Below are 26,581 nucleotides of genomic sequence, written 5' to 3'. Positions count from 1 at the left end.
GTAGTTCCACCGGCATTCATCAGTACGACAACCCGACAAGGGGGGACAGGATTTTCTGCCAGGCGCACTGCGTCTGGCAGGCCGGTTTGACGCGGCTGATCGATGTAATCCTGTCGGCATTCGGGGTACTGCGGCGCATGACAAACCTGGACAGGACGTCTCACATGTAGTCTTGTCCGCATTCGTGCGCGTTACTTCAACACGCTGGTACCGCGATATCGATGGTGGCGATTTCTCCCACCCAGTGGGCCGGGTCCAGCTGACCGGCGGCAAAGGCGGCGATGATCTTGAAGACGTCGTCGGAAAAACCGCCGATATTCAGGATATCCTCGCGCTCCATCGCCTGTGTCGTGGCATGCGGCGAAATATCGATGCACACCAGCTTTGCCTGCGGATTGCGCTGCTTGAAAACCGTCCACTGTCCCATCGTCGCCGTGGCGCCGCTGCGCTTCGCGTCGATCCACGATTCGTTATCAGACACATAGATCACCAGGTCGGCCAGCTCCTTCCTGCTGTTCATGCGCAGCAGGGGTGCGCTGCAATTGGTGCCACCACCGCCGATGGCCGCCAGCCTGGCCGCATTCGCCATTACGCTGTCATCGGCGCCAAGTGCGCACTGCACCACGTTGTGCTCGAACGGCAGCACCACGGCGTCCGGATTCTTGCGCAGCATGGCTGCCGCCACCAGAGCCGCCACGTCGATGCAGCGCACGTTCGAGGTGGCGCTGCCGCGAAAACCGCTAATGGGCGAGGCCATCGAGCCGGAAACGTCAGGACACACCACCACCTTGCCCGCGATCCGCGGCACGTTCGCCAGCGATATTTCCAGCGCCTGCTCCAGCGCTGCGTGCACGATGCGCGGTACCTTGTCGCCGGCGGCCATGTACGCCGACATCAGCTGATAGGGAAAGACCCGCGCCCGGCCAATCGCTTCGGGATCGCGCAGCTTGGCGGCGATCAGTTCCGGCATGCCATCGATCGCGTACACGCCATGGCGGGCAAAGGTATTCAGATTCATGCGCACCATCTGCCAGCTGCCCTGGCGGGCGATCTGCGCCCAATCCTGCGCGCTCAAGGGCAGCGCCGTCAGCATCTGGAACGGCACTGCCGGTATCGGCTGCGAAGGATCGGCCTTGTATGCCTCGAACGCGGCCAGCGCCGGCGGCAAGGCATCGCGTGTATATTCCTTGCCGATCAGCCAGGCAAAGAATGCCTCCCGCCACGCTGCCTGCGGTTTCGGATGCACCATTTTCACCACGTCGGCCAGCGACGGCGCATTGCCCACGGCAGCGGCCAGCAAGGCCTGCTCGGATGCGTTGTTCAACCATGCCTGTACCAGCTTTTTCGGACGCGATCCCAGCGACTTGCGGCCCACGGCGCCCGAACGCATGATCTGCACGAAATTGCGCAGCATCTTGCCGTTGTTAATCACGCGCTGGAAGGCCTGCGTAAATTCTGCAGCACCCTGCCCCGCCAGCACGGCCACCAGCAAGGCCGGCATGTCTTTCATGTAGCCCCGTTCGCGGCAGTACACGGCCGTTTGTGCGATGAAGGCTGGTTCGACCGCCTTGCACAGTTCCAGTACCATCGCCAGCTGCGCTTCGGCGCTGGCATAGAACGTCGTGTTCAGGCAACCGGTGGCAGCATATTGCGCCAACTGATGCCGTGGCGTCAGTGCATACGCTGGCGCGCCTTCGGCATTGCGTGCCAGTGCCGAAGGCAAGGTCGCGCTCTGTTGTGCGCTCTGGAATAGCTGGGCGTTGGCCATTTTTCGTTCCTCTCTGCTCTCTACGTTTATCTCGTTGGTATCTCCTCTATTGCAAGCGCTGTGCCAGCTCTAATAATTTTCCCAAAAACAAATGTAAGCCATTGATTTTTTGGAATAATATTCTCATGCATGCTTTGCCTTGAAACTATCCCCTCGATTACGATTTCGAATACAATTATCTTTTCAGATAAATTTTTATCCAAGATATGCAAGCAAAACGCACCGTCGTCATCGGCTTTCTCGGCACGCAGCTCGACAATGGCCGAGGAGCGGCACGCTGGGAAAAGTGGCGCCCCAGCGTCGCCCTGACCCAGCATGAAGACAAGATCATCGACCGTTTCGAACTGCTGTATGCAGGCAGGCAGTTCGATAACCTGGTGCGCCAGGTATCGCAGGACATCGCCAGCGTCTCGCCTGAAACAAGGCTGGTCGCCCATGAACTACCCATCAGCGATGCCTGGGATTTTGAGGACGTGTACGGCGCGCTCTACGATTTTGCCAACAGCTACGCCTTCGATCCGGACAAGGAGGAGTACTGGATCCACATCACCACTGGCAGCCACGTGGCGCAAATCTGCATGTTCCTGATGACGGAAGCGCGCTATTTCCCGGGCCGCCTCGTGCAAACGTCGCCGCCGAAACGGCAGGCCGCCGGCAATCCAGGCAGCTACGCGCTGATCGACCTCGATCTGTCGCGCTACGACCAGATCGCCCAGCGTTTTACGCGCGAACAGGCCGAGGGCGTGGCCTTCCTGAAGTCCGGCATCGCCACGCGCAATGCGAAGTTCAACAGCATGATCGAGGAAATCGAGCGCGTCGCCATCAAGTCGCGCGCTCCCATGCTGCTGATGGGACCTACCGGTGCCGGCAAGTCCTTTCTTGCGCGCCGCGTGTATGAACTGAAAAAATCGCGCCATCAGATCGACGGCAAATTCATCGACCTCAATTGCGCCACCCTGCATGGCGATGGCGCAGCCTCTACCTTGTTCGGCCATATCAAGGGGGCATTCACGGGCGCCGGTGCGGACCGTCCAGGCTTGTTGCGCAGCGCGCACAAGGGCTTGCTGTTTCTCGATGAAATCGGCGAGCTGGGACTCGATGAACAGGCGATGCTGTTGAAAGCGATCGAAGAAAAACGCTTCTTCCCCGTCGGCGCCGATACGGAGGTGCAAAGCGACTTCCAGCTGATCGCCGGCACCAACCGCGACCTGGGCAAGGAGGTGGCGGCCGGCCGCTTCCGCGAAGACCTGTATGCGCGCATCAACCTGTGGACGTACGAATTACCAGGTCTGGCGCAGCGAGCCGAGGATATTGAGCCGAACCTGGACTACCTGCTGGCGCAGTACGGTGCGGAGACGGGCGAAAGAGTGCGCTTCAACAAGGAGGCGCGCGACCGCTTCATGCACTTCGCCAGCCTGCCTACCTCCGCATGGAAGGGGAATTTCCGCGACCTGTCCGCCGCCGTCACGCGCCTTGCCACGCTGTCGGAAGCGGGCCGCATCACGGATAGTGTGGTCGACGAAGAGATCCAGCGCCTGAACCGGATGTGGCAGCATCATGATGGGCGAACCGGTCGTCCGGAAGTGGACCTGGCAGAGCTGATGGGAGAGCAGGCGGCAGCGCAACTCGATCTGTTCGATGCGCTGCAGCTGCAGGCAGTCATCCAGGTGTGCCGACAGTCCAACAGCCTGTCCGATGCGGGCCGCAAGCTGTATGCCGTTTCGCGCGAGGCAAAAGCGAAACCGAATGATGCGGACCGGCTCAAGAAATTCCTGGCCCGCTTTGACCTGGAATGGGACAGTATTAGATAACAGAGGCAGCGCACAGCGCTGCTTTTTTTCGTCCAGCATTCCCCAACGGCGAAGTACCGGAGTCAAGCGCAGGTTGACGTAGGTCGATGTCGGTCGGCGCAGGCCGGCGCAGGCCGGCGTAGGTCGGCTTAGCGCAGCGTAAGCCGACACACCGCCAGCACATCCAACCGCCAGACGAAAAAAAACCCCACCGGAATCCGGCGGGGTTTTTCTCTTACTGCGAATAACAAGCCTGACGATAACCTACTTTCACACTGGTTGCAGCACTATCATCGGCGCAAAGTTGTTTCACGGTCCTGTTCGGGATGGGAAGGGGTGGGACCAACTTGCTATGGTCATCAGGCATAACTTGTACCGGCGTTTGTCTCCTGTAGGACGACAAGGCCATGAATCTGGAAGAAGCAAAGATTGGGGTAATGAATTGGTGTATCAACACACACGCAACGTTGTACCGTCTTATCCTCTGTACCTGCTAAGGTTATAGGGACAAGCCGTACGGGCAATTAGTACTGGTTAGCTTAATGCATTACTGCACTTCCACACCCAGCCTATCAACGTCCTGGTCTCGAACGACCCTTCAAAGAGCTCAAGGCTCTGGGAAATCTCATCTCAAGGCAAGTTTCCCGCTTAGATGCTTTCAGCGGTTATCTCTTCCGAACTTAGCTACCCGGCAATGCCACTGGCGTGACAACCGGTACACCAGAGGTTCGTCCACTCCGGTCCTCTCGTACTAGGAGCAGCCCCCTTCAAATTTCCAACGCCCACGGCAGATAGGGACCAAACTGTCTCACGACGTTTTAAACCCAGCTCACGTACCACTTTAAATGGCGAACAGCCATACCCTTGGGACCGGCTACAGCCCCAGGATGTGATGAGCCGACATCGAGGTGCCAAACTCCCCCGTCGATATGAACTCTTGGGAGGAATCAGCCTGTTATCCCCAGAGTACCTTTTATCCGTTGAGCGATGGCCCTTCCATACAGAACCACCGGATCACTATGTCCTACTTTCGTACCTGCTCGACTTGTCAGTCTCGCAGTTAAGCACGCTTATGCCATTGCACTATCAACACGATGTCCGACCGTATCTAGCGTACCTTCGAACTCCTCCGTTACACTTTAGGAGGAGACCGCCCCAGTCAAACTGCCTACCATGCACTGTCCCCGATCCGGATAACGGACCAAGGTTAGAACCTCAAACAAACCAGGGTGGTATTTCAAGGTTGGCTCCACGAGAACTAGCGTCCCCGCTTCAAAGCCTCCCACCTATCCTACACAGATTGGTTCAAAGTCCAATGCAAAGCTACAGTAAAGGTTCATGGGGTCTTTCCGTCTAGCCGCGGGTAGATTGCATCATCACAAACATTTCAACTTCGCTGAGTCTCGGGAGGAGACAGTGTGGCCATCGTTACGCCATTCGTGCAGGTCGGAACTTACCCGACAAGGAATTTCGCTACCTTAGGACCGTTATAGTTACGGCCGCCGTTTACTGGGACTTCAATCAAGAGCTTGCACCCCATCATTTAATCTTCCAGCACCGGGCAGGCGTCACACCCTATACGTCCACTTTCGTGTTTGCAGAGTGCTGTGTTTTTATTAAACAGTCGCAGCCACCAGTTTATTGCAACCCTTTCACCCTTCTGGAGTAAACCAGTCAAGCTACCGGGGCGTACCTTTTCCCGAAGTTACGGTACCAATTTGCCGAGTTCCTTCTCCCGAGTTCTCTCAAGCGCCTTAGAATACTCATCTCGCCCACCTGTGTCGGTTTGCGGTACGGTCTCGTATGACTGAAGCTTAGAGGCTTTTCTTGGAACCACTTCCGATTGCTTCGTGAATAAATTCACTCGTCCCATCCCCTTGAATTCCGCGCCCGGATTTGCCTAAGCGCCTTCTATGAGACAGAAACTGACTATTCCAACAGTCAGACAACCTTCCGCGATCCGTCCCCCCATCGCATCATACGACGGTGCAGGAATATTAACCTGCTTCCCATCAGCTACGCATCTCTGCCTCGCCTTAGGGGCCGACTCACCCTGCTCCGATGAACGTTGAACAGGAAACCTTGGGCTTACGGCGTGGAGGCTTTTCACCCCCATTATCGCTACTCATGTCAGCATTCGCACTTCTGATACCTCCAGCATCCTTTACAAGACACCTTCGCAGGCTTACAGAACGCTCTCCTACCATATGCTTACGCATATCCGCAGCTTCGGTGACTGGCTTAGCCCCGTTACATCTTCCGCGCAGGACGACTCGATCAGTGAGCTATTACGCTTTCTTTAAATGATGGCTGCTTCTAAGCCAACATCCTGACTGTTTTAGCCTTCCCACTTCGTTTTCCACTTAGCCAATCTTTGGGACCTTAGCTGGCGGTCTGGGTTGTTTCCCTCTTGACGCCGGACGTTAGCACCCGACGTCTGTCTCCCAAGCTCGCACTCATCGGTATTCGGAGTTTGCAATGGTTTGGTAAGTCGCAATGACCCCCTAGCCATAACAGTGCTCTACCCCCGATGGTGATACTTGAGGCACTACCTAAATAGTTTTCGGAGAGAACCAGCTATTTCCAAGTTTGTTTAGCCTTTCACCCCTACCCACAGCTCATCCCCTAATTTTTCAACATTAGTGGGTTCGGACCTCCAGGGCGTGTTACCGCACCTTCATCCTGGCCATGAGTAGATCACTTGGTTTCGGGTCTACACCCAGCGACTGATCGCCCTATTCGGACTCGATTTCTCTACGGCTTCCCTATGCGGTTAACCTTGCCACTGAATGTAAGTCGCTGACCCATTATACAAAAGGTACGCAGTCACGGAACAAGTCCGCTCCTACTGTTTGTATGCACACGGTTTCAGGATCTATTTCACTCCCCTTCCGGGGTTCTTTTCGCCTTTCCCTCACGGTACTGGTTCACTATCGGTCGATTACGAGTATTTAGCCTTGGAGGATGGTCCCCCCATATTCAGACAGGATGTCACGTGTCCCGCCCTACTTGTCGTACGCTTAGTACCACCGGTCCGATTTCACATACGGGGCTATCACCCGCTATGGCTCCACTTTCCAGAGGATTCTGTTATCGGTCCGACTATCACGTACAGGCTCTTCCCATTTCGCTCGCCGCTACTTTGGGAATCTCGGTTGATTTCTTTTCCTGCAGCTACTTAGATGTTTCAGTTCGCCGCGTTCGCCTTGCATACCTATGTATTCAGTATGCAATACCCTAAAAGGGTGGGTTGCCCCATTCGGAAATCTGCGGATCAAAGTGTGTTTGCTCACTCCCCGCAGCTTATCGCAAGCTACTACGTCCTTCATCGCCTGTAATCGCCAAGGCATCCACCATGTGCACTTATTCGCTTGTCCCTATAACGTTAGCCTCTGATAGTCGAAACCATCAAAGAGCGCTACAGGGATAAGAAAGTACAACGTTGTTGCTTGTTTGTTGATACATACAATCATTACCCATCGATTTGCGTTTTACGGCAAACCGATCAATAAATAATCTTTACTTCTTCCAGATTGTTAAAGAACGAAACAGCTTTGATCGCTAAAAGATCAAACCTAAACCACAGTCTTGTTGACCGGCTTACGTTTGCACTTTCAAAGTACTTGGTGGAGGATGACGGGATCGAACCGACGACCCCCTGCTTGCAAAGCAGGTGCTCTCCCAGCTGAGCTAATCCCCCAGGATATTTCTACGACTCGGGTCTTACTGGTAGGGCTGGTTGGACTCGAACCAACGACCCCCGCGTTATCAACACGGTGCTCTAACCAGCTGAGCTACAGCCCCAACGCGGAACTTCTACGACTACTGTTTCTTCTTTGACTAACAGCCGATAAGTGTGAACATTTGATGCGTGAACCAGTTACCTGATTCGTGCAAACTCTAGAAAGGAGGTGATCCAGCCGCACCTTCCGATACGGCTACCTTGTTACGACTTCACCCCAGTCACGAATCCTACCGTGGTAAGCGCCCTCCTTACGGTTAAGCTACCTACTTCTGGTAAAACCCGCTCCCATGGTGTGACGGGCGGTGTGTACAAGACCCGGGAACGTATTCACCGCGACATGCTGATCCGCGATTACTAGCGATTCCAACTTCATGCAGTCGAGTTGCAGACTACAATCCGGACTACGATACACTTTCTGCGATTAGCTCCCCCTCGCGGGTTGGCGGCGCTCTGTATGTACCATTGTATGACGTGTGAAGCCCTACCCATAAGGGCCATGAGGACTTGACGTCATCCCCACCTTCCTCCGGTTTGTCACCGGCAGTCTCATTAGAGTGCCCTTTCGTAGCAACTAATGACAAGGGTTGCGCTCGTTGCGGGACTTAACCCAACATCTCACGACACGAGCTGACGACAGCCATGCAGCACCTGTGTACTGGTTCTCTTTCGAGCACTCCCCAATCTCTCGGGGATTCCAGCCATGTCAAGGGTAGGTAAGGTTTTTCGCGTTGCATCGAATTAATCCACATCATCCACCGCTTGTGCGGGTCCCCGTCAATTCCTTTGAGTTTTAATCTTGCGACCGTACTCCCCAGGCGGTCTACTTCACGCGTTAGCTGCGTTACCAAGTCAATTAAGACCCGACAACTAGTAGACATCGTTTAGGGCGTGGACTACCAGGGTATCTAATCCTGTTTGCTCCCCACGCTTTCGTGCATGAGCGTCAATCTTGACCCAGGGGGCTGCCTTCGCCATCGGTGTTCCTCCACATATCTACGCATTTCACTGCTACACGTGGAATTCTACCCCCCTCTGCCAGATTCTAGCCTTGCAGTCTCCAATGCAATTCCCAGGTTGAGCCCGGGGATTTCACATCAGACTTACAAAACCGCCTGCGCACGCTTTACGCCCAGTAATTCCGATTAACGCTTGCACCCTACGTATTACCGCGGCTGCTGGCACGTAGTTAGCCGGTGCTTATTCTTCAGGTACCGTCATTAGCAAGAGATATTAGCTCTCACCGTTTCTTCCCTGACAAAAGAGCTTTACAACCCGAAGGCCTTCTTCACTCACGCGGCATTGCTGGATCAGGCTTTCGCCCATTGTCCAAAATTCCCCACTGCTGCCTCCCGTAGGAGTCTGGACCGTGTCTCAGTTCCAGTGTGGCTGGTCGTCCTCTCAGACCAGCTACTGATCGATGCCTTGGTAGGCTTTTACCCTACCAACTAGCTAATCAGATATCGGCCGCTCCACGAGCATGAGGTCTTGCGATCCCCCACTTTCATCCGTAGATCGTATGCGGTATTAGCGTAACTTTCGCTACGTTATCCCCCACTCCAGGGTACGTTCCGATATATTACTCACCCGTTCGCCACTCGCCACCAGAGCAAGCTCCGTGCTGCCGTTCGACTTGCATGTGTAAGGCATGCCGCCAGCGTTCAATCTGAGCCAGGATCAAACTCTTCAGTTTAATCTCTGTTACTTTGCCGTTTTACCGGCACCGTCTTGCGACGGGTCGCTCACTTCAAAAACAACTGACAGGCCACTTCTTGCGAAGCGTCCTATTTCATTTATTTATTCGTGAACATTTGATATTTTAAGTTTTACAGCGATCCGAAGATCACTGCTGCACTGACATCAAATGCCCACACTTATCGACTGTTAATTGTTAAAGAACTGTATTCGGTACTGCTTTCGCGCTATCGACAAAGCGTTGTGTTTGTCAGCTGCGAAGAAGGAAGAGTATGAAGCGTTTCGGCTCATTCGTCAACCTTCTTTTTTCACCCTGCTTTACTCGGCATTTGCATGCGTCGTTCAGCGAGGGGGCGAATTATAGCCCTGCCCTGCGCGCGCCGCAAGCGCTAATTTGCAGCTGGGCAAATATTGCTGTGTGATATCGTAGTGCCGACAATCCCCTGCCCCATCACCTTGACTTCCATGCCTATCCCACACATCGTCCCCACCGCCAATCCCGCCCTGGCCAACGCCCTCGAACATGCCATCAATAGCAAGACCAAGCCGCTGGGCAGTCTCGGCATGCTGGAAACCCTGGCGCGCCAGATCGGCCTGATCCAGCAAAGCACGCAACTGGCATTGCGCCAACCCGCCATCATCGTTTTCGCGGCCGACCATGGCGTCGTCGCCGAAGGCATTTCCGCCTATCCGCAAAGCGTGACCTGGCAAATGGTGGAGAACTTCCTCGGCAACGGCGCCGCCATCAATGTCTTTGCCCGCCAGGCCGATTGCGCCCTCTATATAGTAGACGCCGGCGTGAACCACGATTTCGGCCCGCGCGACGGCCTGCTGGACCGCAAGCAAGCTCCCGGCACCCGCAACTTTGCCAACGAACCCGCCATGAGCCAGGAACAATGCCTGGCCGCCATGCAGGCGGGCATGGACCTGGCCGCCACCTTGGACGGCAATGTGCTGGGCTTTGGCGAAATGGGCATCGGCAACACCACGGCCGCTGCCGCACTGATGCACAAGCTGACGCAAACGCCGGTTGCCGACTGCGTCGGTGCCGGCACCGGCCTGTCCAAGGAAGGCATATTGCACAAGCAGCAGGTGATCGAGGCGGCCGTCGCCCATCATGCAGCAATCCATGAGCCGCTCGACGTGCTGGCCACCTTTGGCGGTTTCGAGATCGCCATGATGGCCGGCGCCATGCTCAAGGCAGCCGAACGGCGCATGATTCTGCTGATCGACGGCTTCATCGTCAGCAGCACCCTACTGGTGGCGGCCCGTTTGCAGCCAGCCATCCTCGATTACTGCGTGTTTTCGCACTGCTCCGATGAAAACGGCCATCGCCAACTGCTGGCCAGCCTCGGAGCGCGTCCGCTGCTGCACCTCGATTTGCGCCTCGGTGAAGGCACGGGATCGGCGCTGGCCTTGCCGCTGCTGCACGCGGCCGTCAACTTCATGCGCGAAATGGCCACCTTTGCCTCGGCCCAGGTCAGCGAAAAGTCCACGCCAGACTAAGATCATGAGCAACCCCGTTTCCGCCGCAGTCCATCAGTGCCGCCTGTTCTTTATCGCGCTGCAGTTCTTCACGCGCTTGCCGATCCCCCGCTGGGTGGGTTTCGAGCCGGCCTGGCTGCAACACGCCTCGCGCTACTTTCCGCTGGTCGGCGTGGTGGTGGCGGCCATCAGCGGCGCCGTGTATCTGCTGGCCAGCTGGCTCCTGCCTTCGGCGGTGGCCGTGCTGCTGGCCGTCGCCGCCGGCATCTACCTGACGGGCGCCTTCCATGAAGACGGTTTTGCCGACATGTGCGACGGCTTCGGCGGAGGCCTGACGCGCGAGCGGGTGCTGGAAATCATGAAGGATTCGCGCATCGGCGCCTATGGCGCCATCGGCATCGTCTGCCTGCTGGCCATCAAGTGCGCGGCACTCGCCTCGCTGCCGCCTGCCTCCGTGGTGGCGACCCTGTTCATCGCCCATCCGCTCTCGCGCCTGGCCGCCGTCTCGCTGATCTGGCTCATGGACTATGCGCGCGACGAAGGCAAGGCCAAACCGATGGCGCAGGAAATGACGACGGGGGAATTCATCATCGCCGCCGTCTGCGCCCTGCTGCCTGCCATCGCCTGCGCCCTGCTGGGGATAGTTGACTGGGCGGCGCTGGTCTTTGCCATCGTCGCGGCGGCAGCTGCCGCATTCTGGCTGGGCCGCAAATGCCAGCGCCGCCTGCAAGGCTACACGGGCGACTGCCTGGGCGCCGTGCAGCAACTGGCGGAAGTGGCGATTTACCTGGCCATCCTTTCCAGCTTTCAGCCTCCCATACGCTTCTATTAATATGCGACTGATTTTAGTGCGCCACCCCGCGCCGCAAGTCACCAGCGGCACCTGCTATGGCCGCAGCGACGTGGCGGTGGCGCCGCATGAAATCGCGAGGGTGCGCGCCCATCTGCAAGCGACCTTGCCACCCGGTGTGCCGCTCTACGCCAGTCCGCTGCGCCGCTGCGCCAGCCTGGCGACGGCCCTGGCGCAGGATCTGCCTGCGAGCGAACTACACTTTGATGCCAGGCTGGCCGAAATGGATTTCGGCACCTGGGAAATGCAGCCATGGCACGCGATTGCGCGCGCGGACATCGATGCCTGGGCCGCCGACCTGGCCTGGTACCGCCCCGGCGGCGGCGAAAATGTGCTGGCGATGGCTGCCCGCGTCGATGCATTTTTAGGCGATCTGTTGCGCGAACAACACGACACGGCGGTCATCATCTGCCATGCGGGCACCATCCGCCTGCTGTCGGCATTGCAGGCGCGGCTGCCATTGGAGGAAACGGCCCTGCTGGCCGCCCATTCCGCCCACAAAATCGCCTATGGTGCGACGGTCGTCATCGATTTCTGATAGCGAATCGTCCAGCCAGCCATATCAGTCCACGCTCACTGCACGTATAATGACCGGGTTTTGGTGCCCGCGCTCATGTCCATGAGCGCAGTTAAACGGGAAACACGATGCCGTAACCGCGGCGAACGTGTGCTGCCCCCGCAACGGTAAGCAAGTGTCGCCCCTCTCTACAGGAAGCGGACGACAAGCTATCTCTGACAACCACTGTGCTTGCAATCATCGAGCATGGGAAGGTGGGATAGCCGTACTTGCCAGCCCGGATACCGGCCAGGACAGGTGGAAGTGTGCGAACGGGGATGTTCGCGATCCGAATGGCCGATGGCCATCTTCGATCGTCATCTTCAGTTCCCACTTCTGTTCAATCTGGCCTACGGGGACGTCGGCTGGTTGCATATTACTTACTGAAAATTATCATGACCCATGCTGTTTCCCGCCACGCGGCGCTCACGTCGCTCGCGCTAGCCATTGCCGCGCCTGCCGCTTTCGCCCAGACCACACCCGACACCTTCGATCCGATCGTCGTGACCGCCAGCCGCTACCCACAGCACCTGAGCGAAGTCTTGAGCGATACGCAAACCATCAGCGCGGAAGACATCGCGCGTTCGGGTGCCAGCTCGATTGTCGATCTGCTGCAAAAACAACGCGGCATCGAAGTGGCGCGTAACGGCGGCCCAGGCACCTCTGCCAGCGTATTCATTCGCGGTGCGAACAGCAACCAGAATATCGTGCTGGTTGATGGTGTGCGCATTGGCTCGTCCACCCTGGGCACGGCCAACTGGAGCGCCCTGCCCCTTTCCAGCATCGACCACATTGAAATCGTTTACGGTCCACTGAGCACCATGTACGGTGCCGACGCCATCGGCGGCGTGATCCAGATCTTCACGAAAAAAGGCGATGGCGCCACGCGCGTCTCCGCCTTCGCCGGTTACGGCAGCAACAACACGCGCCAGGTCGAAGCGCAAGTGGCCGGTTCCACCGCTGGTCCGAACAGCTTCAGCTATGCGCTGGCTGCAGGCAAGGAAAAATCGGATGGTTTCTCGGCCTCGAAGCTCGGTGCATCGCCTGAATACACCTACAATCCAGACAAAGATGGCTACGACAAGGAAAGCTTCAGCGGCCAGTTCGGCTATCAGATGGCCAAAGGCCATGAAGTGGGCCTGACATTCCTGAATAGCGAACTGAAAGCGCAGTATGACGCCGGTCCTGGTTACGATGCACGCAGCAACGAGAAACTGGAAAACGTCTCCGTCTTCACGAAGAACGAATTCCTGCCCAACTGGACCAGCGAACTGCGTTATGCGGAAGCGCGCGACAAGGCCGGCAATGATGGCGGCACCGATTCGTGGAGCAAGAGCCAGATCAACACCAAGCAGACCGACCTGACCTGGCAAAATGACATCCGCTTCGGCCGCGACAACCTGCAACTGCTGGCCAGCTACCGCGATGAAGATGTGACGTCGACCCTGAATAAAGAAGTCACCGGTGGACGCAACACCAAATCCTTCGCTGCGTCGTACAACCTGGTACGCGGCGCGCACCTGGTCAGCATCAGCGGCCGCCGTGATGACAGCTCGGCATTCGGCACGCACAACACGGGCAGCGTCGCCTACGGCTACCGCATCACCAACGCATTGCGCGCCAACGCCAGCTACGGCACCAGCTTCCGTGCACCAACCTTCAATGAGCTGTACTACCCGGGCTATGGCCTGGCGACGAACAAGCCGGAAACGGGCCGCAACGCCGAAGTGGGTCTGCGCTACGACGACGGCGTGTCGAAACTGAGCGCCAGCTACTACCACAACAAGGTCAGCGACCTGCTGCTCAATACCTCGCCTTGCCCCGATCCGCTGTTCACCGGCTACGGCTGCGCCTACAACGTCAACAAGGCGCTGCTGGAAGGCTTGACCATCGCTGGCGCACGCAAGTTCGGCGCGTTCAATGTCAGCGGCAACATCGACCTGCAAGACCCGCGCGATGAAACCAAGGACAAGCAACTGGTACGCCGCGCCAAGCAGCACGCCAACTTCGCCATCGACTACACGGCTGGTGCGCTGACGTCGGGCGCCGAGTGGCAATTGTCGGGCAAACGTTTCGATGATGCCGCCAACAAGAACGTCCTGGGCGGATATGGTCTGGTCAATCTGTACGCCACCTACCAGTTCACCCGCGACTGGTCGGTGCTGGCGCGCTGGAACAACATCGCCAACAAGGATTACGAACTGGCGCGCTTCTACGCGACACCAGGCTCGAAAGTCTTCGTCGGTGTACGCTACGGCATGAAATAAGCACGTAGTAATGATGTAAGCTGCGGGCGATGGCATTGCTTTCATCGCCCGCAGATGCAGTTCGGCAGTCCCCGTTTCCAAGGCAGTACATGCACCCATTTTTCCGCAACATGCGCCACCGCGCCACCGTGATCCTCACGGTGCTGATCGTGTGCGCGATTGCCAGCCTGATTTTCTCAGGCATGATCGGCTCGATCGCGATTCCGCTCGCCGACCTGCCTTCCGCCCTGTTCCATGTCGTGCAGGGCAAGACCGATACCCTCGCCGCCACCCTGCTCGACCTGCGCCTGGGCCGCGCGCTGACCGCCTTTGTCACCGGCGCGGCGCTGTCGCTGGCGGGCCTGATGATGCAGGCGCTGCTGCGCAATCCCCTGGCCGATCCTTACGTGCTGGGCATTTCCGCCGGCGCTTCCGTTGGCGCGCTGGCCGCGTTGCTGTTCATGTGCGCGCTGTGGGTGGTCGACGCGGCCGCCTTCGCCGGCGCCGTCGGCGTGTCCATGCTGCTGTACTTCTTTGCCCGGCGCGACCTGCGCGGCGGCACGGCGGCCGAAGGCGGCGCCTCGCTGTTGCTGCTGACGGGCGTGATCCTGGCCTCGGCCTGCATGGCCATCGTCACCCTGATGCTGTCCATCGCCCCGGAAAGCCGCTTGCGCAGCATGGTGTTCTGGATGATCGGCGACCTGTCCGGCGCGCCCGCGCGGCTGATGCCCTGGCTGGTGTTGGCCGGCGCCATGGTCTTTGCGCTGCGCTGCGCGCGTTCGCTCAACGTCATGGCCCTGCACGCGGAAGCGGCCAGCACCCTGGGCGTGCGCGTGGGCGCCCTGCGCAAGGGCCTGTTCTTCTGTTCCGGCCTGCTCACGGCCAGCGCCGTCACCAGCGCCGGCAGCGTGGGCTTCGTGGGACTGATCGTGCCGCACGCGCTGCGCTTCGCCTGCGGCCCCGATCACCGCCTGCTGATACCGGCCGCCGCTCTGGCCGGCGGCACCTTCCTCGTCCTGGCAGATACCCTGGCGCGCACCGTGCTGGCACCCTTGCAGCTGCCCGTCGGCGTGGTGACAGCCATGATCGGTGCACCCGTCTTCCTGTACCAGCTCCATCGATTGCGCAGGAGATGAAAAAAGCATGATACGCACCTACCAACTTGGCCTGAAGGCGGGCACGCGCTCCCTCGTGGAAAACCTCACCTGGCAGATCAAAGACGGCGAATGCTGGAGTGTCATCGGCCGCAACGGCGCCGGCAAAAGTACTTTGCTGCGCACCCTGGCCGGCTTGCGCGAACCGGATGCCGGCCACGTGACGATACAGGGCCGCGCCCTGATCGACTGGCCACTGGAAGCACTGGCGCGCGAACGGGCCTTCCTGGCGCAGGCGCGGCACGACGCGTTCTCGTACCGCGTCATCGAAACCGTGCTGTCGGCGCGCCACCCGTATCACGACAACCATTACTGGGAAGGCAGCGACGACCAGCGCATCGCCCTGGCGGCACTGGCCTCGATGGAAGTGGACCACCTGGCCGAGCGCGACGTGCGCAGCCTGTCCGGCGGCGAACGCCAGCGCGTGGCGATCGCCGCCATGCTGGCACAGGACACGCCCCTGCTGCTGCTGGATGAACCGGCCAACGCGCTGGACCTGGCGCACCAGGTCAGCGTCATGGGCCTGCTGGCCAGGCTGTGCCGCGAACAGAATAAAACCGTGGTCATGGTCGGCCATGACCTGAACCTGGCGCACAGCGTCTCGACCCATGCGCTGCTGCTGATGGGCGACGGCGGCTGGCTGGCCGGCCCTGTGGCCGAGGTGATGCAGGCCTCCATCCTGGGCGACTACCTGGGCCACCCTATCGAGATCATCGATCACGGCAAACGCAAGATATTCATACCGAAAGAGGACTGACATGAGCGACAACAAACCTATCGACGTAGAAACAGCCGCAATCAACGAACGCCACCGCGTGCGCATGGAGAGAAAAAAGGCCATCATCGACGCGGCCATCGACAAGGCCGACAAGGAAATCGGCATCATCATCGTCAACACGGGCAACGGCAAGGGCAAGAGCTCGAGCGGCTTCGGCATGGCCATCCGCGCCATGGGCCACGGCATGAAAGTAGGCGTGGTGCAGTTCATCAAGGGCGCCATGTCGACGGGCGAAGAGAAATTCCTGCGCCGCTTCCCCGATGAAATCAGTTTTCATGCGATGGGCGAAGGCTATACCTGGGAAACGCAGAACCGCGAACGCGACATCGAAAAAGCCGAACTGGCATGGGAGCAGGCGAAAACCTTCCTGGCCGACCCCAGCTACGGCCTGGTGCTGTTCGACGAACTCAATATCGCCCTCAAGTACAACTACCTCGACGTGCATAAAGTCATCGCCGACCTGCTGGAACGCCCGGCCATGCAGCACGTGGTCATCACGGGCCGCGGCGCGCCGGACGAATTGATCGCCATCGCCGACACCGTCACCGAAATGGCCGTCGTCAAGCATGCGTACGCGGCCGGCATCGGCGCACAAATCGGCACCGAGTGGTAACAGCGCCATGACGCGCACCCTGGTCTTCGGCGGCGCCCGCTCCGGCAAGAGCGCCTATGCCGAAAAGCTGGCCCGCGAGTCCGGCAAGGAAGTGCTCTACATCGCCACCGCGCAGGCGGGCGATGACGAGATGGCTACGCGCATCACGCATCACCGTGCCCAGCGCCCGGCCGGGTGGACAACACTGGAAGAACCGCTGCGCCTGGGCGACGCCATCCTGCGGGAAGCACTGCCCGGCAGGCTGCTGCTGGTCGACTGCCTGACACTGTGGCTGACAAATTTGATGTTTTCCGGCGGCGCGACGTATCCGGACGTGGGCGACCTGGCCCTGCCCGAACTGTTCCACAGCGAGCGCGCGCATCTGCTGTACGCGCTGGCCGAAATCGAAGACACCGGCTGCGACCTCGTGCTCGTCTCGAACGAAGTGGGCATGGGCATCGTCCCCTACGGCGCCATCTCGCGCTGCTTCACCGATGAAGCGGGCCGCTTGAACCAGGCCGTGGCCGCCGTGTGCGACAAGGCTGTCTTTGTCGCCGCCGGCTTGCCCCTGTACCTGAAAGGCAGCCCATGCTGAGCGGCCTGTCGCTGCCCATGCTGGCCGCCTTGATGGCGGCCGGCGTGCTGCTCGACATGCTGCTGGGAGAAACGCGCCGCTGGCATCCATTGGTGGGTTTTGGCCGCCTCGCCAGCGCGCTCGAGCGCCTGCTGAACCGGGGCCGTGGGCGTTTCCTGCGCGGCGCGCTGGCATGGGCATTGGCCGTGCTGCCCCTCAGCTATGCCGCCTGGTGGCTGTGCGGCCTGGCCGGGGCGGCCTTGCACGTCCTTTTGCTGTATCTGTGCCTCGGCTTGCGCAGCCTGCGCGACCACAATCAACCGATCGCCGATGCCCTGGCCATCGATGACCTGGACAACGCGCGCCTGCTGACGGCGCGCATCGTCAGCCGCGACACGGCCAATGCCGATGCGGCCAGCCTGGCCAAGGCCAGCACGGAGTCCTTGCTGGAAAACGGCAACGACGCCGTCTTCGGCACCCTGTTCTGGTTTGCCGTGGCGGGCGGTCCGGGCGCCGTGCTTTTCAGGTTGGCCAATACCCTCGACGCCATGTGGGGCTACCGCAATGCGCGCTACGACTGGTTCGGCTGCTGCGCCGCGCGCATCGACGACATCCTCAATTACCTGCCGGCGCGTCTGACGGCCTTGTCCTATGTCTTGCTGGGCAAGAGCATGGCGGACAAAAAAAACGCATGGCACTGCTGGCGCACGCAGGCGCCCAATTGGGGCAGCCCGAATGCGGGGCCCGTGATGGCCAGCGGCGCCGGCGCCCTGGGCCTGGCCCTGGGCGGCGACGCCATCTATGACGGCGAACTGGAACGCCGCCCGCCTTTGGGCGCCGGCCGTCCCGCCGAAGCGCGCGACATCGACCGCGCCTGGCGCCTGGTCGCCGAAACGGCTGTCTTGTGGCTGATCTGGGTGGCGCTGCTGGCGGGCCTGTTCTACCTGAAAGGGAAGTATCTTGCTTGAACATGGCGGCAATCTGCGCGACGCGGCGCGTGAATACGACCGGCCGATCGCCGACTGGATCGACCTGTCGACCGGCATCAACCCGCACTGGTATGCAGCGCCAGCACCCGACGCCAACGCCTGGCACCGGCTGCCGGAAGCCGATCCCGCGCTGGCGGCTGCCGCCTGCGCGTATTACGACGCGCCAGCCATGCTGCCCGTGGCAGGCACGCAAGCGGCCATCCAGGCCCTGCCCCGGCTGCGCGCGCCGTCGCGCGTGGTCGTGGCCGCGCCCTCGTATGCGGAACACGCGCACCACTGGGGCCAGCACGGCCACGATTTACGCCAGGTGCCGTATGCGCAACTGGCCGCCGCCGTGGACAGCTGCGACGTGCTGGTCGTCTGCAACCCGAACAATCCCACGGGCGAACGCATCGCACCGGAACTGCTGCTGGAGTGGGCCGGCAAGCTGGCCGCGCGCGGCGGCTGGCTGGTGGTCGATGAAGCGTTTGGCGACACGGAGTCAGACGCCAGCCTGGGTCCGCATACGCATCGGCCAGGCTTGATCGTGCTGCGCTCGGTGGGCAAATTCTTTGGCCTGGCGGGATTGCGCCTGGGCTTAGTCGCCGCCCCTCCCGCCTTGCTGTCCCAGCTGGCCGAACTGCTGGGGCCATGGACCGTCAGCGGCCCGGCGCAGCAAGTGGCGCTGGCCGCCCTGAACGACACGCACTGGCAGGAAGCGATGCGCGAGCGCCTGCGCGGCGAAGGCGCCCGCCTGCACCAGTTATTGGCGGCGCACGGCATCGCCAGCAACGGCACGGCGCTGTTTCAATGGTGGCCTGAAGCACGCGCCGAGGCGCTCTGGCGCCACATGGCGGAATCGGGCATCTGGGTACGCCTGTTCCGCCACGCCGCCCACGGCATCCGCTTGGGCCTGCCCCCCGACGAACATGCCTGGCTGCGCCTGCAGCAGGCCCTTACCACATGGAAGCACACATGAAAATCCTGAAAATATCGCTGCTGCTGGCCGGACTGGTCTCGCTGCAGGCGCATGCCGCCATCACCGTGCGCGACGACGACGGCAATACCGTCACCGTGGCAAAACCAGCACAGCGCATCCTGGCGCTGGCGCCGCACGTCACGGAACTGCTGTTCGCGGCCGGCGGCGGCGACAAGATCGCCGGCGTCGTCAGCTACAGCGACTACCCGGAAGCGGCCAAGAAACTGCCTCAGGTGGGCGACAACCGCCAGTACGACATGGAACGCATCATCGCCATGAAGCCGGACCTGATCGTCGTGTGGATGCATGGCAGCGCCGAGCGCCAGATCGCCATGCTGCGCCAGCTGAAGGTGCCCATCTATCACAGCGAGCCGCGCAAGCTGGCCGATATCCCCGACAGCATGGAGCGCCTGGGCCAGCTGATGGGCACGGAAAAAATCGCCAGGCCGGCCGCCGCCCAGCTGCGCGCCAAACTGGCCAGCTTGACGGCGCAATACGCGCAGCGCCCGCCCGTGCGCGTGTTTTACCAGGTATGGGACAAACCTCTATATACCTTGAGCGGCGCGAGCATCATCAGCGATTCGATGCGCGTGTGCGGCGGCCAGAATGTGTTCGCCGCGATGAAGGTGGTGGCGCCCGTCGTCACGCCGGAAGGCGTGCTGCAGGAAGACCCGGAAGTCATCTTCGGCACCAGCGAAAAAAGCGACCCGCGCAGCGAAGGCGGCCTGGCCATGTGGCGCGCCTTCCCGTCGATGACGGCCGTGCGCAAAAATAACCTGTTCCGCCTGAATGGCGACCTGCTCAACCGCGCCGGCCCGCGCATGATCGAAGGCACGGCCGCCATGTGCGAACAGCTGGAAGCGGCCCGCCAGCGCCGCGCCAAGTCCGCATCATGAGCCACTACCAACGCATCGCCTGTCTGTCGACGGAAGCTGTGGAAACGCTGTATGCGCTGGGCGCGCAAGACGTCATCGCAGGCATATCCGGCTTCACCGTGCGCCCTCCCCGCGCACGCGAGGAAAAGACCAAGATCAGCGGCTTTTCGTCCACGAACCTGGAACGCATCCTGGCAGTGGAACCGGATCTCGTGATCGGCTTTTGCGACATGCAGGCCGATATTTGCCGCGACCTGGTCAAGGCCGGCATCGAAGTACACCAGTTCAACCAGCGCACGGTCGACGGCATCCTGCGCATGATCGCCGTGCTGGCCGCGCTGGTGCAGCGCGAGGAAGCGGGAAAATTGCTGATCGCCAGCCTGCGCGCGGACATCGCCGCCGCACAGGCCCGCGCAATGTCGTGGACGCGCAAGCCCGTGATTTACTTTGAAGAGTGGAACGATCCCCTGATGAGCGGCATCGGCTGGGCGGCGGAATTGATCGCCATCGCCGGCGGCACGGACGCCTTCCCGGCATTGTCCGTGCAGCCGGGCGCAAAGGAACGCATCATCGCCGATTCCCATGACGTGGTCGCCCGCGCGCCCGACATCATCCTCGCCAGCTGGTGCGGCAAGAAATTCCAGCCGGCACAGCTGGCGGCGCGCCCGGGCTGGGATGCGATTCCCGCCGTGAAAAACCAGATGCTGTTCGAGATCAAGTCGCCCGACATCCTGTCGCCCGGCCCGGCGGCGATTACCGAAGGGCTGCGCCAGATCAGCGACATCATCGCGCGCTGGCAACATCTGCAGGAGCAGCAGGCATGAAGCTTCCCTTTCCCGTCCTGATGGTGCAGGGCACGACGTCCGACGCGGGCAAGAGCACCGTCGTCGCGGCCCTGTGCCGCTTATTGAAACGGCGTGGCGTGACGGTAGCGCCGTTCAAGCCGCAAAACATGGCCTTGAACAGCGCGGTGACGAGCGACGGCGGCGAGATCGGCCGCGCCCAGGCCTTGCAGGCACTGGCCTGCGGCATCGCGCCGCACACGGACATGAATCCGGTGCTCTTGAAACCGTCGTCGAACACGGGCGCGCAAGTGATCATCCACGGCAAGGTGCGCGCCGAGATGGATGCGCGCGACTACCAGCAATATAAGACCATCGCGATGGGCGCCGTGCTGGAATCCTTTACGCGCTTGCGCCAGCAGTACGACACTGTCGTCGTCGAAGGCGCGGGCAGCCCCGCCGAAGTCAATCTGCGTGCACGCGACATCGCCAACATGGGCTTTGCCGAAGCCGTCGACTGCCCCGTGATCCTGGTGGCCGACATCGACCGGGGCGGCGTCTTCGCCCACATCATCGGCACCCTGGCGTGTTTGTCCGACAGCGAACGCGCACGCATCGTCGGCTTCGTCATCAACCGCTTCCGCGGCGACATCTCGCTGCTTGCGCCCGGCATCGAGTGGCTGGAACAGCAGACGGGCAAGCCCGTGCTGGCCGTGCTGCCCTACCTGCAAGGCCTGTTCCTCGACGCAGAGGATGCCGTCGAAGCGACGCAGGCCGAACGGGGCGCCTTCAAGGTGGTGGTGCCACAACTGCCGCGCATCAGCAACCACACGGATGTCGACGCGCTGCGCGCCCACCCCGGTATCGACCTGCAATTCATCCAGCAAGGGCAGCCGATTCCAGCGGCCGACCTGGTGATCCTGCCCGGCAGCAAGAACACGCGCGGCGACCTGGCCTGGCTGCAGCAGCAGGGCTGGCCCGCCTACCTGGCGAAACACCTGCGCTATGGCGGCAAGGTGCTCGGCATTTGCGGTGGCTTCCAGATGCTGGGGCAAAGCGTGCGCGATCCGCGGGGCGTGGAAGGCGCGGCGGGAGAGTCAATAGCACTGGGCCTGCTCGACCTGGTGACGGAGCTGACAGCGGAAAAACGCCTGCAGCAAGTCGCCGGCCATTGCGCGTTTGCCGGCGCGGCCGAAGCGCCCGTGTCAGGCTATGAAATCCACATGGGTGTCTCGCATGGCGCGGCGCTGGCGCAGCCGGCCTTTGTCATCGACGGGCGGCCGGAAGGCGCCGTATCGGACGACGGGCAAATCCTGGGCAGCTACTTGCACGGCATGTTCGACACGCCCGCCGCGTGTGCGGCGCTGCTGCGCTGGGCGGGGCTGGACTCCGGCCACACGGTGGACACCGCCGCCCTGCGCGAAGCGAGCCTGGAGCGGATTGCCGATGCGGCGATGCCGTTGATGGAGGCATTGGAACGATTGCCGGGCTGATGATGTTGTCGGGTTACGCCGTACCGGCTAACCCGACCTGCTTGCACCGACCCGTGGCAGGTCGGATTAGCGCGTGAGCGCGTAATCCGACACCTAGCCCTTAATTTTTCAAGCATGTGCCCATATACGAGCGGTCGGTCGAAAACTCGACCGCCATACTCGACGACACCGGCATGAACATCGAGTAATCTGCCGGCACGTCGGCCGGGTCCTTGAACACGGCGATGCCATCGAAATCGACGGCCTGCGCGCCCAGGCCCAGCTTGTTGGCGGTGATGGTTTCCGCGTGCGTCTTGCCGCTCGTGTTATTCGTCAAGGTGGCGGTGTTGCCCGCAATCTCGATCTTGGCGCTGATGCCCGGCGCCGCGCAGGCGTAGCTGCCGGCGATTTCGCTGCCGATCTTCTGTTGTTTGGCGGCCACGATGGTGCCGACGCGCAGCACGTTTTCCTGGTTGCGGCTGTAGCGGTCGATGAACAGCGCCAGCCCCCGGTCCCCCGCATGCACGTGGACAATGCCGAAATCCTGCTGGCCCTGGCGGGCGACGAGCAAGCCATTCTTCGCATCCTTGACCAGGGTCAGGTCGGCGTTTTCCGCTTCCAGCTGCGGCGATACCGCGGAGCACACGCCTTGCGCATTGAACACGCCGCCATTGCACAGTTGCGCGCTGCCGTCGGCCGCTACCTTGAGGCTGCCTTTCGGATTGAAACGGTCGCCGCCGTTCGAGGCATTGCGCATGGCCCCCAGGAAAATATAGCTGCCGGCCAGCCTGGCCACGTCGCCCACCGCATAGCCGGTGCCGCTGACGGTCGAGACCATATTACCCAATTTGATATTGCCCGAAAGAAGACGCGTGCGCGCATCGACGGTGACGCTGAAATCCGTTGCCGTGTAAGTGGTGAGATTGCCGACGGTGACGGCGCTGAACGTGCCGCTGCGGTCGCTCAAGCCGAACTGCGTCGACAGCACGCGGATCGCGTAGGTTTTCTTCGCGCTGTCGAACGTGATGCGCCACGTGTCCCCGATATCGGCCGCCACGTCATACACCGTCTCGTCCGCATTGGCGCCGGCGATCACGGCCAGGCCAGCCTGGGCCGCGACCGCTTGCGAGGCGACCGTCACGGGATCGGCGACGGGCGTGACCACGACGGGCGGCGTGACTGGCGCTTCCGGCGTACCGCCATCGCTGCCGCCGCCGCAGGCGGACAGGGCGGCGCTCAGGGCAAGGAAGGTAAGTGCATTTTTCATGTGATAGGACTTTCGGGAAGGAGGGGCGGGAACTGCCGGAAAACACATGCTAGCCTTGCCAGTAATCTATTGCCATGGAACAAATGTTCCATGGACGATGCCCCCGGCGCACTGCCAGAATGAATGGCGCGGGCGGCACGCGGGCGCCATTTATGTGACAATTCATCGTACTGTCGGCTCCGTCTTACCTCCTCAGGCTCGCATCCATGACCAGTTCCCCGATTAAAAGCTACCTTCCCTGGGTGGTCGCCACCGCCCTGTTCATGGAGCAACTCGACTCCACCATCGTCAACACCGCCATTCCCGCCATGGCCGCCAGCCTGCATGTGACGCCGCTGAGCCTGAAGGCCGTCGTCACCAGCTACATCCTGAGCCTGGCCGTGTGCATTCCCATCAGCGGCTGGATGGCCGACCGCTTCGGCACGCGGCGCGTGTTTTCCGCCGCCGTTGCCATCTTTACCATCGCTTCCATCCTGTGCGGCCTGTCCGTCAATGCGCCCATGCTGGTCGCCGCGCGCCTGCTGCAAGGGGTGGGCGCGGCCATGATGATGCCGGTGGGCCGGCTCACCATCATCCGCACCTTTCCCAAGTCGCAATTGCTGGCGGCCATGAATTTCGTCATCATCCCCGCCCTGATCGGCCCCCTGCTGGGTCCCACGGTGGGCGGGCTGATCGTGCACTGGCTGTCGTGGCGCGAGATTTTCTTCGTCAACGTCCCTGTCGGCCTGGCGGCGCTGTACCTGGCGCACCGCTACATGCCCGACTACTACGGGGACAAGCCGCGTCCGCTGGACCTGATCGGCCTGGTGCTGTTCGGCACGGGTATCGCGCTGCTGTCGTGGCTGTTGGAAATCTTCGGCGAACACCGCATCGACGGCACTTCGTTTGCCGTGCTGCTGTTCATCTCCATCAGCCTGCTGGCCGCGTATGCCTGGCATTCGAGCGAAGTGCTGCACCCGCTGCTGCGCCTGACCCTGTTCAAGATCCGCACCTTCCGCGTCTCGGTGGTGGGCGGCTTCGTCACGCGCCTGGGCGTGGGCGGCCTGCCCTTCCTGTTGCCGCTGCTGTACCAGCTGGGCCTGGGCTTGCCCGCCTGGCAATCGGGCTTGCTGATGATGCCGTCCGCGGCCGCCGCCATGGGCATGAAATTCATTTCCGCGCGCGTGCTGGCCCGCTTCGGCTACCGCCAGGTGCTGATCGTCAACACCGTGCTGATCGGCATCACCATCGCCATGTTTTCGCAGGTGGGCGCGGGCACGCCCCTGTACGTGATCGTCGCCATCAGTCTGTGCATGGGCTTTTTCAATTCGCTGCAGTTTTCCAGCATGAACACCATCGCGTATGCCGACGTCGACAAGGCCGATTCCAGCATGGCCAGCACCATCGCCAGCTCGATGCAGCAACTGTCGATGAGCTTTGGCCTCGCCTTCGGCTCGCTGATCACGGGCTGGTACCTGGGCGACATGCCGCAGTCGGACCGCGCCATGCTCAGTACGGCCCTGCACCACGCCTTCCTGACCCTGGCCGCGCTGACGGTGCTGTCCTCGCTGACCTTCTGGACCCTGCGCCGCGACGATGGCGAAAGCATCAGCAAGGGCACGGACAGCGACGAGGACGATGCGGCCGACGTGAAGGCCCAGGCCGTTGTGCAGACGGAAGTGCAAACCACAAAAGGCTGAGCCACATCAAGCCTGCCGCCAGCGCCGCTGGTGCTTTTGTCCGGCGCTGCTACCGTGACGGCAGGAGGTGCACATGGCGGCCGAGCGGCGCTTTGCATGGAAGGGCACGGACCGCCATGGCAAGGCGGCCGAAGGCGTCTTGCGCGCCGCCGACGCCGGCGCAGCCACGGTCGCGCTAAGACGCCAGGGCATCCTGGCCACCCGGGTGCAGGCTGCGCGCAGCGCGCCGGGCAAGGCCATCACGCGCAAGGATATTGCCCTGTTCACGCGCCAGCTGTCGACCATGATGGCGGCCGGCGTGCCGCTGCTGCACGCCTTCGACATCGCCGGCAAGGGGCACGCCAAACCCGCGATCACCGAGCTGATGCGCGACCTGCGCCACGACATCGAAGCGGGCAGCAGCCTGCAGCAAGCGTTCCGCCAGTTCCCGCTGCTGTTTGACGAGCTGTATTGCAACCTGCTGGCGGCGGGCGAACAGGCCGGCATCGTGCAGGACTTGCTGGCGCGCCTGGCCACGCACCAGGAAAAGGCCATCGCCTTGCGGCGGCAGCTACGCGGCGCGCTGATGTATCCGCTGGTCATCGTACTCGTCGCCATCGTTGTCACGGCCATCATCATGAGCGTGGTCGTGCCCGCCTTCCGCCAGGTCTTCGACAGCTTCGGCGCGCCCTTGCCGTTGCCCACCCTGGCCGTCATGGGCGTGTCCGCCTTTCTGGTCCGCTACTGGCTGGTCTTGCTGGCAGCGCTCGTGCTCGCTTGCGTGCTGCTGCACCTGGCCTGGCGCCGCTGGCCCGCCTTAAGGCGCAACACGCAACTGCGGGCACTGCGCCTGCCCGTGTTCGGCCCGCTCCTGCGCAAGGCGGCAATCGCCCGCTGGACGCGCACCCTGGCCGCCATGTTCGCCGCCGGCGTGCCGCTGCTCGACTCGCTGGGCCTCGTGGGCGCCGCCTCCGGCCACGCGCTGTACCAGGAAGCGACAGCGCGCATCGAGCGTGAAATCCGCGCCGGCGGCAGCCTGGCCCTGGCCATGGAGCACAGCGGCGTGTTTCCCCCGCTGCTGACGCAACTGGCCCTGATCGGCGAGGAATCGGGCGCGCTCGACGCCATGCTGTCGCGGGCGGCCGAGATCATCGAGGCGGACATCGACGCCACCGTGACCACCCTGTCGGCCCTGCTGGAACCGGCGCTGATGGTGGTGCTGGGTGTGCTCGTCGGCTCCCTCGTGATTGCCCTGTATTTGCCGATTTTCAAGTTGGGGGCCGTGATTTGACTGCGCGCCTGTAGGTTATCAGTGATGAGACATGATGGAAGCGTTCGATGAGTCAGTAC

Annotated in this window: 18 protein-coding genes, 2 tRNA genes, 3 rRNA genes and 1 riboswitch; of the genes, 16 read left to right on the top strand and 7 right to left on the bottom strand. The window is 61.3% G+C overall.

Annotated elements, in window-relative coordinates:
* Positions 1-196: 196 nt before the first annotated feature.
* The gene (locus AC3RCG_RS05880; RefSeq protein ID WP_492405672.1) at positions 197-1,768 is read right to left on the bottom strand and encodes an RNA-binding protein; all 1,572 of its coding nucleotides are present in this window, start codon (positions 1,766-1,768) and stop codon (positions 197-199) included.
* Positions 1,769-1,974: 206 nt separating this feature from the next.
* On the opposite strand from AC3RCG_RS05880, the gene rtcR reads away from it, so the two are divergent.
* Positions 1,975-3,579 (top strand): RNA repair transcriptional activator RtcR, encoded by a 1,605-nt coding sequence (rtcR, locus tag AC3RCG_RS05875; RefSeq protein ID WP_492405674.1) that lies wholly within the window; start codon positions 1,975-1,977, stop codon positions 3,577-3,579.
* A gap of 230 nt (positions 3,580-3,809) precedes the next feature.
* Here rtcR and rrf read toward each other — a convergent pair.
* The 5 genes from rrf to AC3RCG_RS05850 all read right to left on the bottom strand — a co-directional run bounded on the left by rrf (position 3,810) and on the right by AC3RCG_RS05850 (position 8,993).
* Positions 3,810-3,922, bottom strand: a 5S ribosomal RNA gene (gene rrf / locus AC3RCG_RS05870).
* 139 nt (positions 3,923-4,061) lie between these two features.
* Positions 4,062-6,935: ribosomal RNA gene (locus tag AC3RCG_RS05865) — 23S ribosomal RNA — on the bottom strand.
* A 247-nt stretch (positions 6,936-7,182) separates the two neighbouring features.
* Positions 7,183-7,258 (bottom strand) — tRNA-Ala (locus AC3RCG_RS05860).
* A 27-nt stretch (positions 7,259-7,285) separates the two neighbouring features.
* Positions 7,286-7,362: transfer RNA gene (locus AC3RCG_RS05855), tRNA-Ile, on the bottom strand.
* A 100-nt stretch (positions 7,363-7,462) separates the two neighbouring features.
* Positions 7,463-8,993: ribosomal RNA gene (locus AC3RCG_RS05850) — 16S ribosomal RNA — on the bottom strand.
* The 16S, 23S and 5S rRNA genes sit together here with 2 tRNA genes alongside, the layout of an rRNA operon.
* A gap of 467 nt (positions 8,994-9,460) precedes the next feature.
* Between AC3RCG_RS05850 and cobT the strand changes: the two genes are divergently transcribed.
* From cobT to AC3RCG_RS05785, 13 genes are all read left to right on the top strand, one after another.
* Complete coding sequence (gene cobT / locus AC3RCG_RS05845; protein ID WP_492403312.1) at positions 9,461-10,501, top strand: nicotinate-nucleotide--dimethylbenzimidazole phosphoribosyltransferase; 1,041 nt, start codon at positions 9,461-9,463, stop codon at positions 10,499-10,501.
* A gap of 4 nt (positions 10,502-10,505) precedes the next feature.
* The gene (locus tag AC3RCG_RS05840; protein WP_492403313.1) at positions 10,506-11,312 is read left to right on the top strand and encodes an adenosylcobinamide-GDP ribazoletransferase; all 807 of its coding nucleotides are present in this window, start codon (positions 10,506-10,508) and stop codon (positions 11,310-11,312) included.
* A 1-nt stretch (position 11,313) separates the two neighbouring features.
* A complete protein-coding gene (locus tag AC3RCG_RS05835; RefSeq protein ID WP_492403315.1) occupies positions 11,314-11,868 on the top strand; it encodes a histidine phosphatase family protein in 555 nt (184 codons plus the stop codon).
* Between the two features lie 44 nt (positions 11,869-11,912).
* A riboswitch (cobalamin riboswitch) is annotated at positions 11,913-12,154 on the top strand.
* A gap of 127 nt (positions 12,155-12,281) precedes the next feature.
* Positions 12,282-14,153: a TonB-dependent receptor domain-containing protein gene (locus tag AC3RCG_RS05830; RefSeq protein WP_492403316.1), complete on the top strand. Its 1,872-nt coding sequence runs from the start codon at positions 12,282-12,284 to the stop codon at positions 14,151-14,153.
* Between the two features lie 89 nt (positions 14,154-14,242).
* Positions 14,243-15,268, top strand: a complete 1,026-nt coding sequence (locus tag AC3RCG_RS05825; protein WP_436543966.1) for a FecCD family ABC transporter permease — start codon at positions 14,243-14,245, stop codon at positions 15,266-15,268.
* 7 nt (positions 15,269-15,275) lie between these two features.
* Entirely contained in the window at positions 15,276-16,043 is a 768-nt protein-coding gene (locus tag AC3RCG_RS05820; RefSeq protein ID WP_492403318.1) for an ABC transporter ATP-binding protein, read from the top strand.
* A gap of 1 nt (position 16,044) precedes the next feature.
* Positions 16,045-16,677, top strand: coding sequence for a cob(I)yrinic acid a,c-diamide adenosyltransferase (gene cobO / locus AC3RCG_RS05815; RefSeq protein ID WP_492403320.1), 633 nt, complete (start codon positions 16,045-16,047; stop codon positions 16,675-16,677).
* Between the two features lie 7 nt (positions 16,678-16,684).
* Complete coding sequence (gene cobU / locus AC3RCG_RS05810; protein ID WP_492403322.1) at positions 16,685-17,251, top strand: bifunctional adenosylcobinamide kinase/adenosylcobinamide-phosphate guanylyltransferase; 567 nt, start codon at positions 16,685-16,687, stop codon at positions 17,249-17,251.
* Positions 17,245-18,198, top strand: coding sequence for an adenosylcobinamide-phosphate synthase CbiB (cbiB, locus tag AC3RCG_RS05805; protein ID WP_492403324.1), 954 nt, complete (start codon positions 17,245-17,247; stop codon positions 18,196-18,198). Before cobU ends, cbiB begins: the two co-directional genes overlap by 7 nt.
* Positions 18,191-19,177 (top strand): threonine-phosphate decarboxylase CobD, encoded by a 987-nt coding sequence (cobD, locus tag AC3RCG_RS05800; RefSeq protein ID WP_492403326.1) that lies wholly within the window; start codon positions 18,191-18,193, stop codon positions 19,175-19,177. The genes cbiB and cobD overlap by 8 nt, the downstream gene beginning before the upstream one ends.
* Positions 19,174-20,073, top strand: a complete 900-nt coding sequence (locus AC3RCG_RS05795) for a cobalamin-binding protein (protein WP_492403328.1) — start codon at positions 19,174-19,176, stop codon at positions 20,071-20,073. The genes cobD and AC3RCG_RS05795 overlap by 4 nt, the downstream gene beginning before the upstream one ends.
* Complete coding sequence (locus AC3RCG_RS05790; RefSeq protein ID WP_492403330.1) at positions 20,070-20,876, top strand: ABC transporter substrate-binding protein; 807 nt, start codon at positions 20,070-20,072, stop codon at positions 20,874-20,876. Before AC3RCG_RS05795 ends, AC3RCG_RS05790 begins: the two co-directional genes overlap by 4 nt.
* On the top strand, positions 20,873-22,327 hold the full coding sequence (locus AC3RCG_RS05785) for a cobyric acid synthase (protein WP_492403332.1): 1,455 nt from the start codon (positions 20,873-20,875) through the stop codon (positions 22,325-22,327). Before AC3RCG_RS05790 ends, AC3RCG_RS05785 begins: the two co-directional genes overlap by 4 nt.
* A 100-nt stretch (positions 22,328-22,427) precedes the next feature.
* On the opposite strand, the gene AC3RCG_RS05780 is transcribed toward AC3RCG_RS05785, so the two are convergent.
* Positions 22,428-23,573 (bottom strand): hypothetical protein, encoded by a 1,146-nt coding sequence (locus AC3RCG_RS05780; RefSeq protein WP_492403334.1) that lies wholly within the window; start codon positions 23,571-23,573, stop codon positions 22,428-22,430.
* A 206-nt stretch (positions 23,574-23,779) separates the two neighbouring features.
* On the opposite strand from AC3RCG_RS05780, the gene AC3RCG_RS05775 reads away from it, so the two are divergent.
* Positions 23,780-25,252 carry a DHA2 family efflux MFS transporter permease subunit gene (locus tag AC3RCG_RS05775; RefSeq protein WP_240453532.1) on the top strand — a complete coding sequence of 491 codons (1,473 nt, stop codon included), beginning with the start codon at positions 23,780-23,782 and terminating at the stop codon, positions 25,250-25,252.
* 73 nt (positions 25,253-25,325) lie between these two features.
* Complete coding sequence (locus tag AC3RCG_RS05770; RefSeq protein WP_492403337.1) at positions 25,326-26,522, top strand: type II secretion system F family protein; 1,197 nt, start codon at positions 25,326-25,328, stop codon at positions 26,520-26,522.
* Positions 26,523-26,581 lie beyond the last annotated feature (59 nt).

Source organism: Janthinobacterium sp. GW823-FHT01H08 (assembly GCF_058797855.1).
Note: the sequence above shows the minus strand (reverse complement) of the source record. Positions and strands in the feature narration are given on the sequence as shown.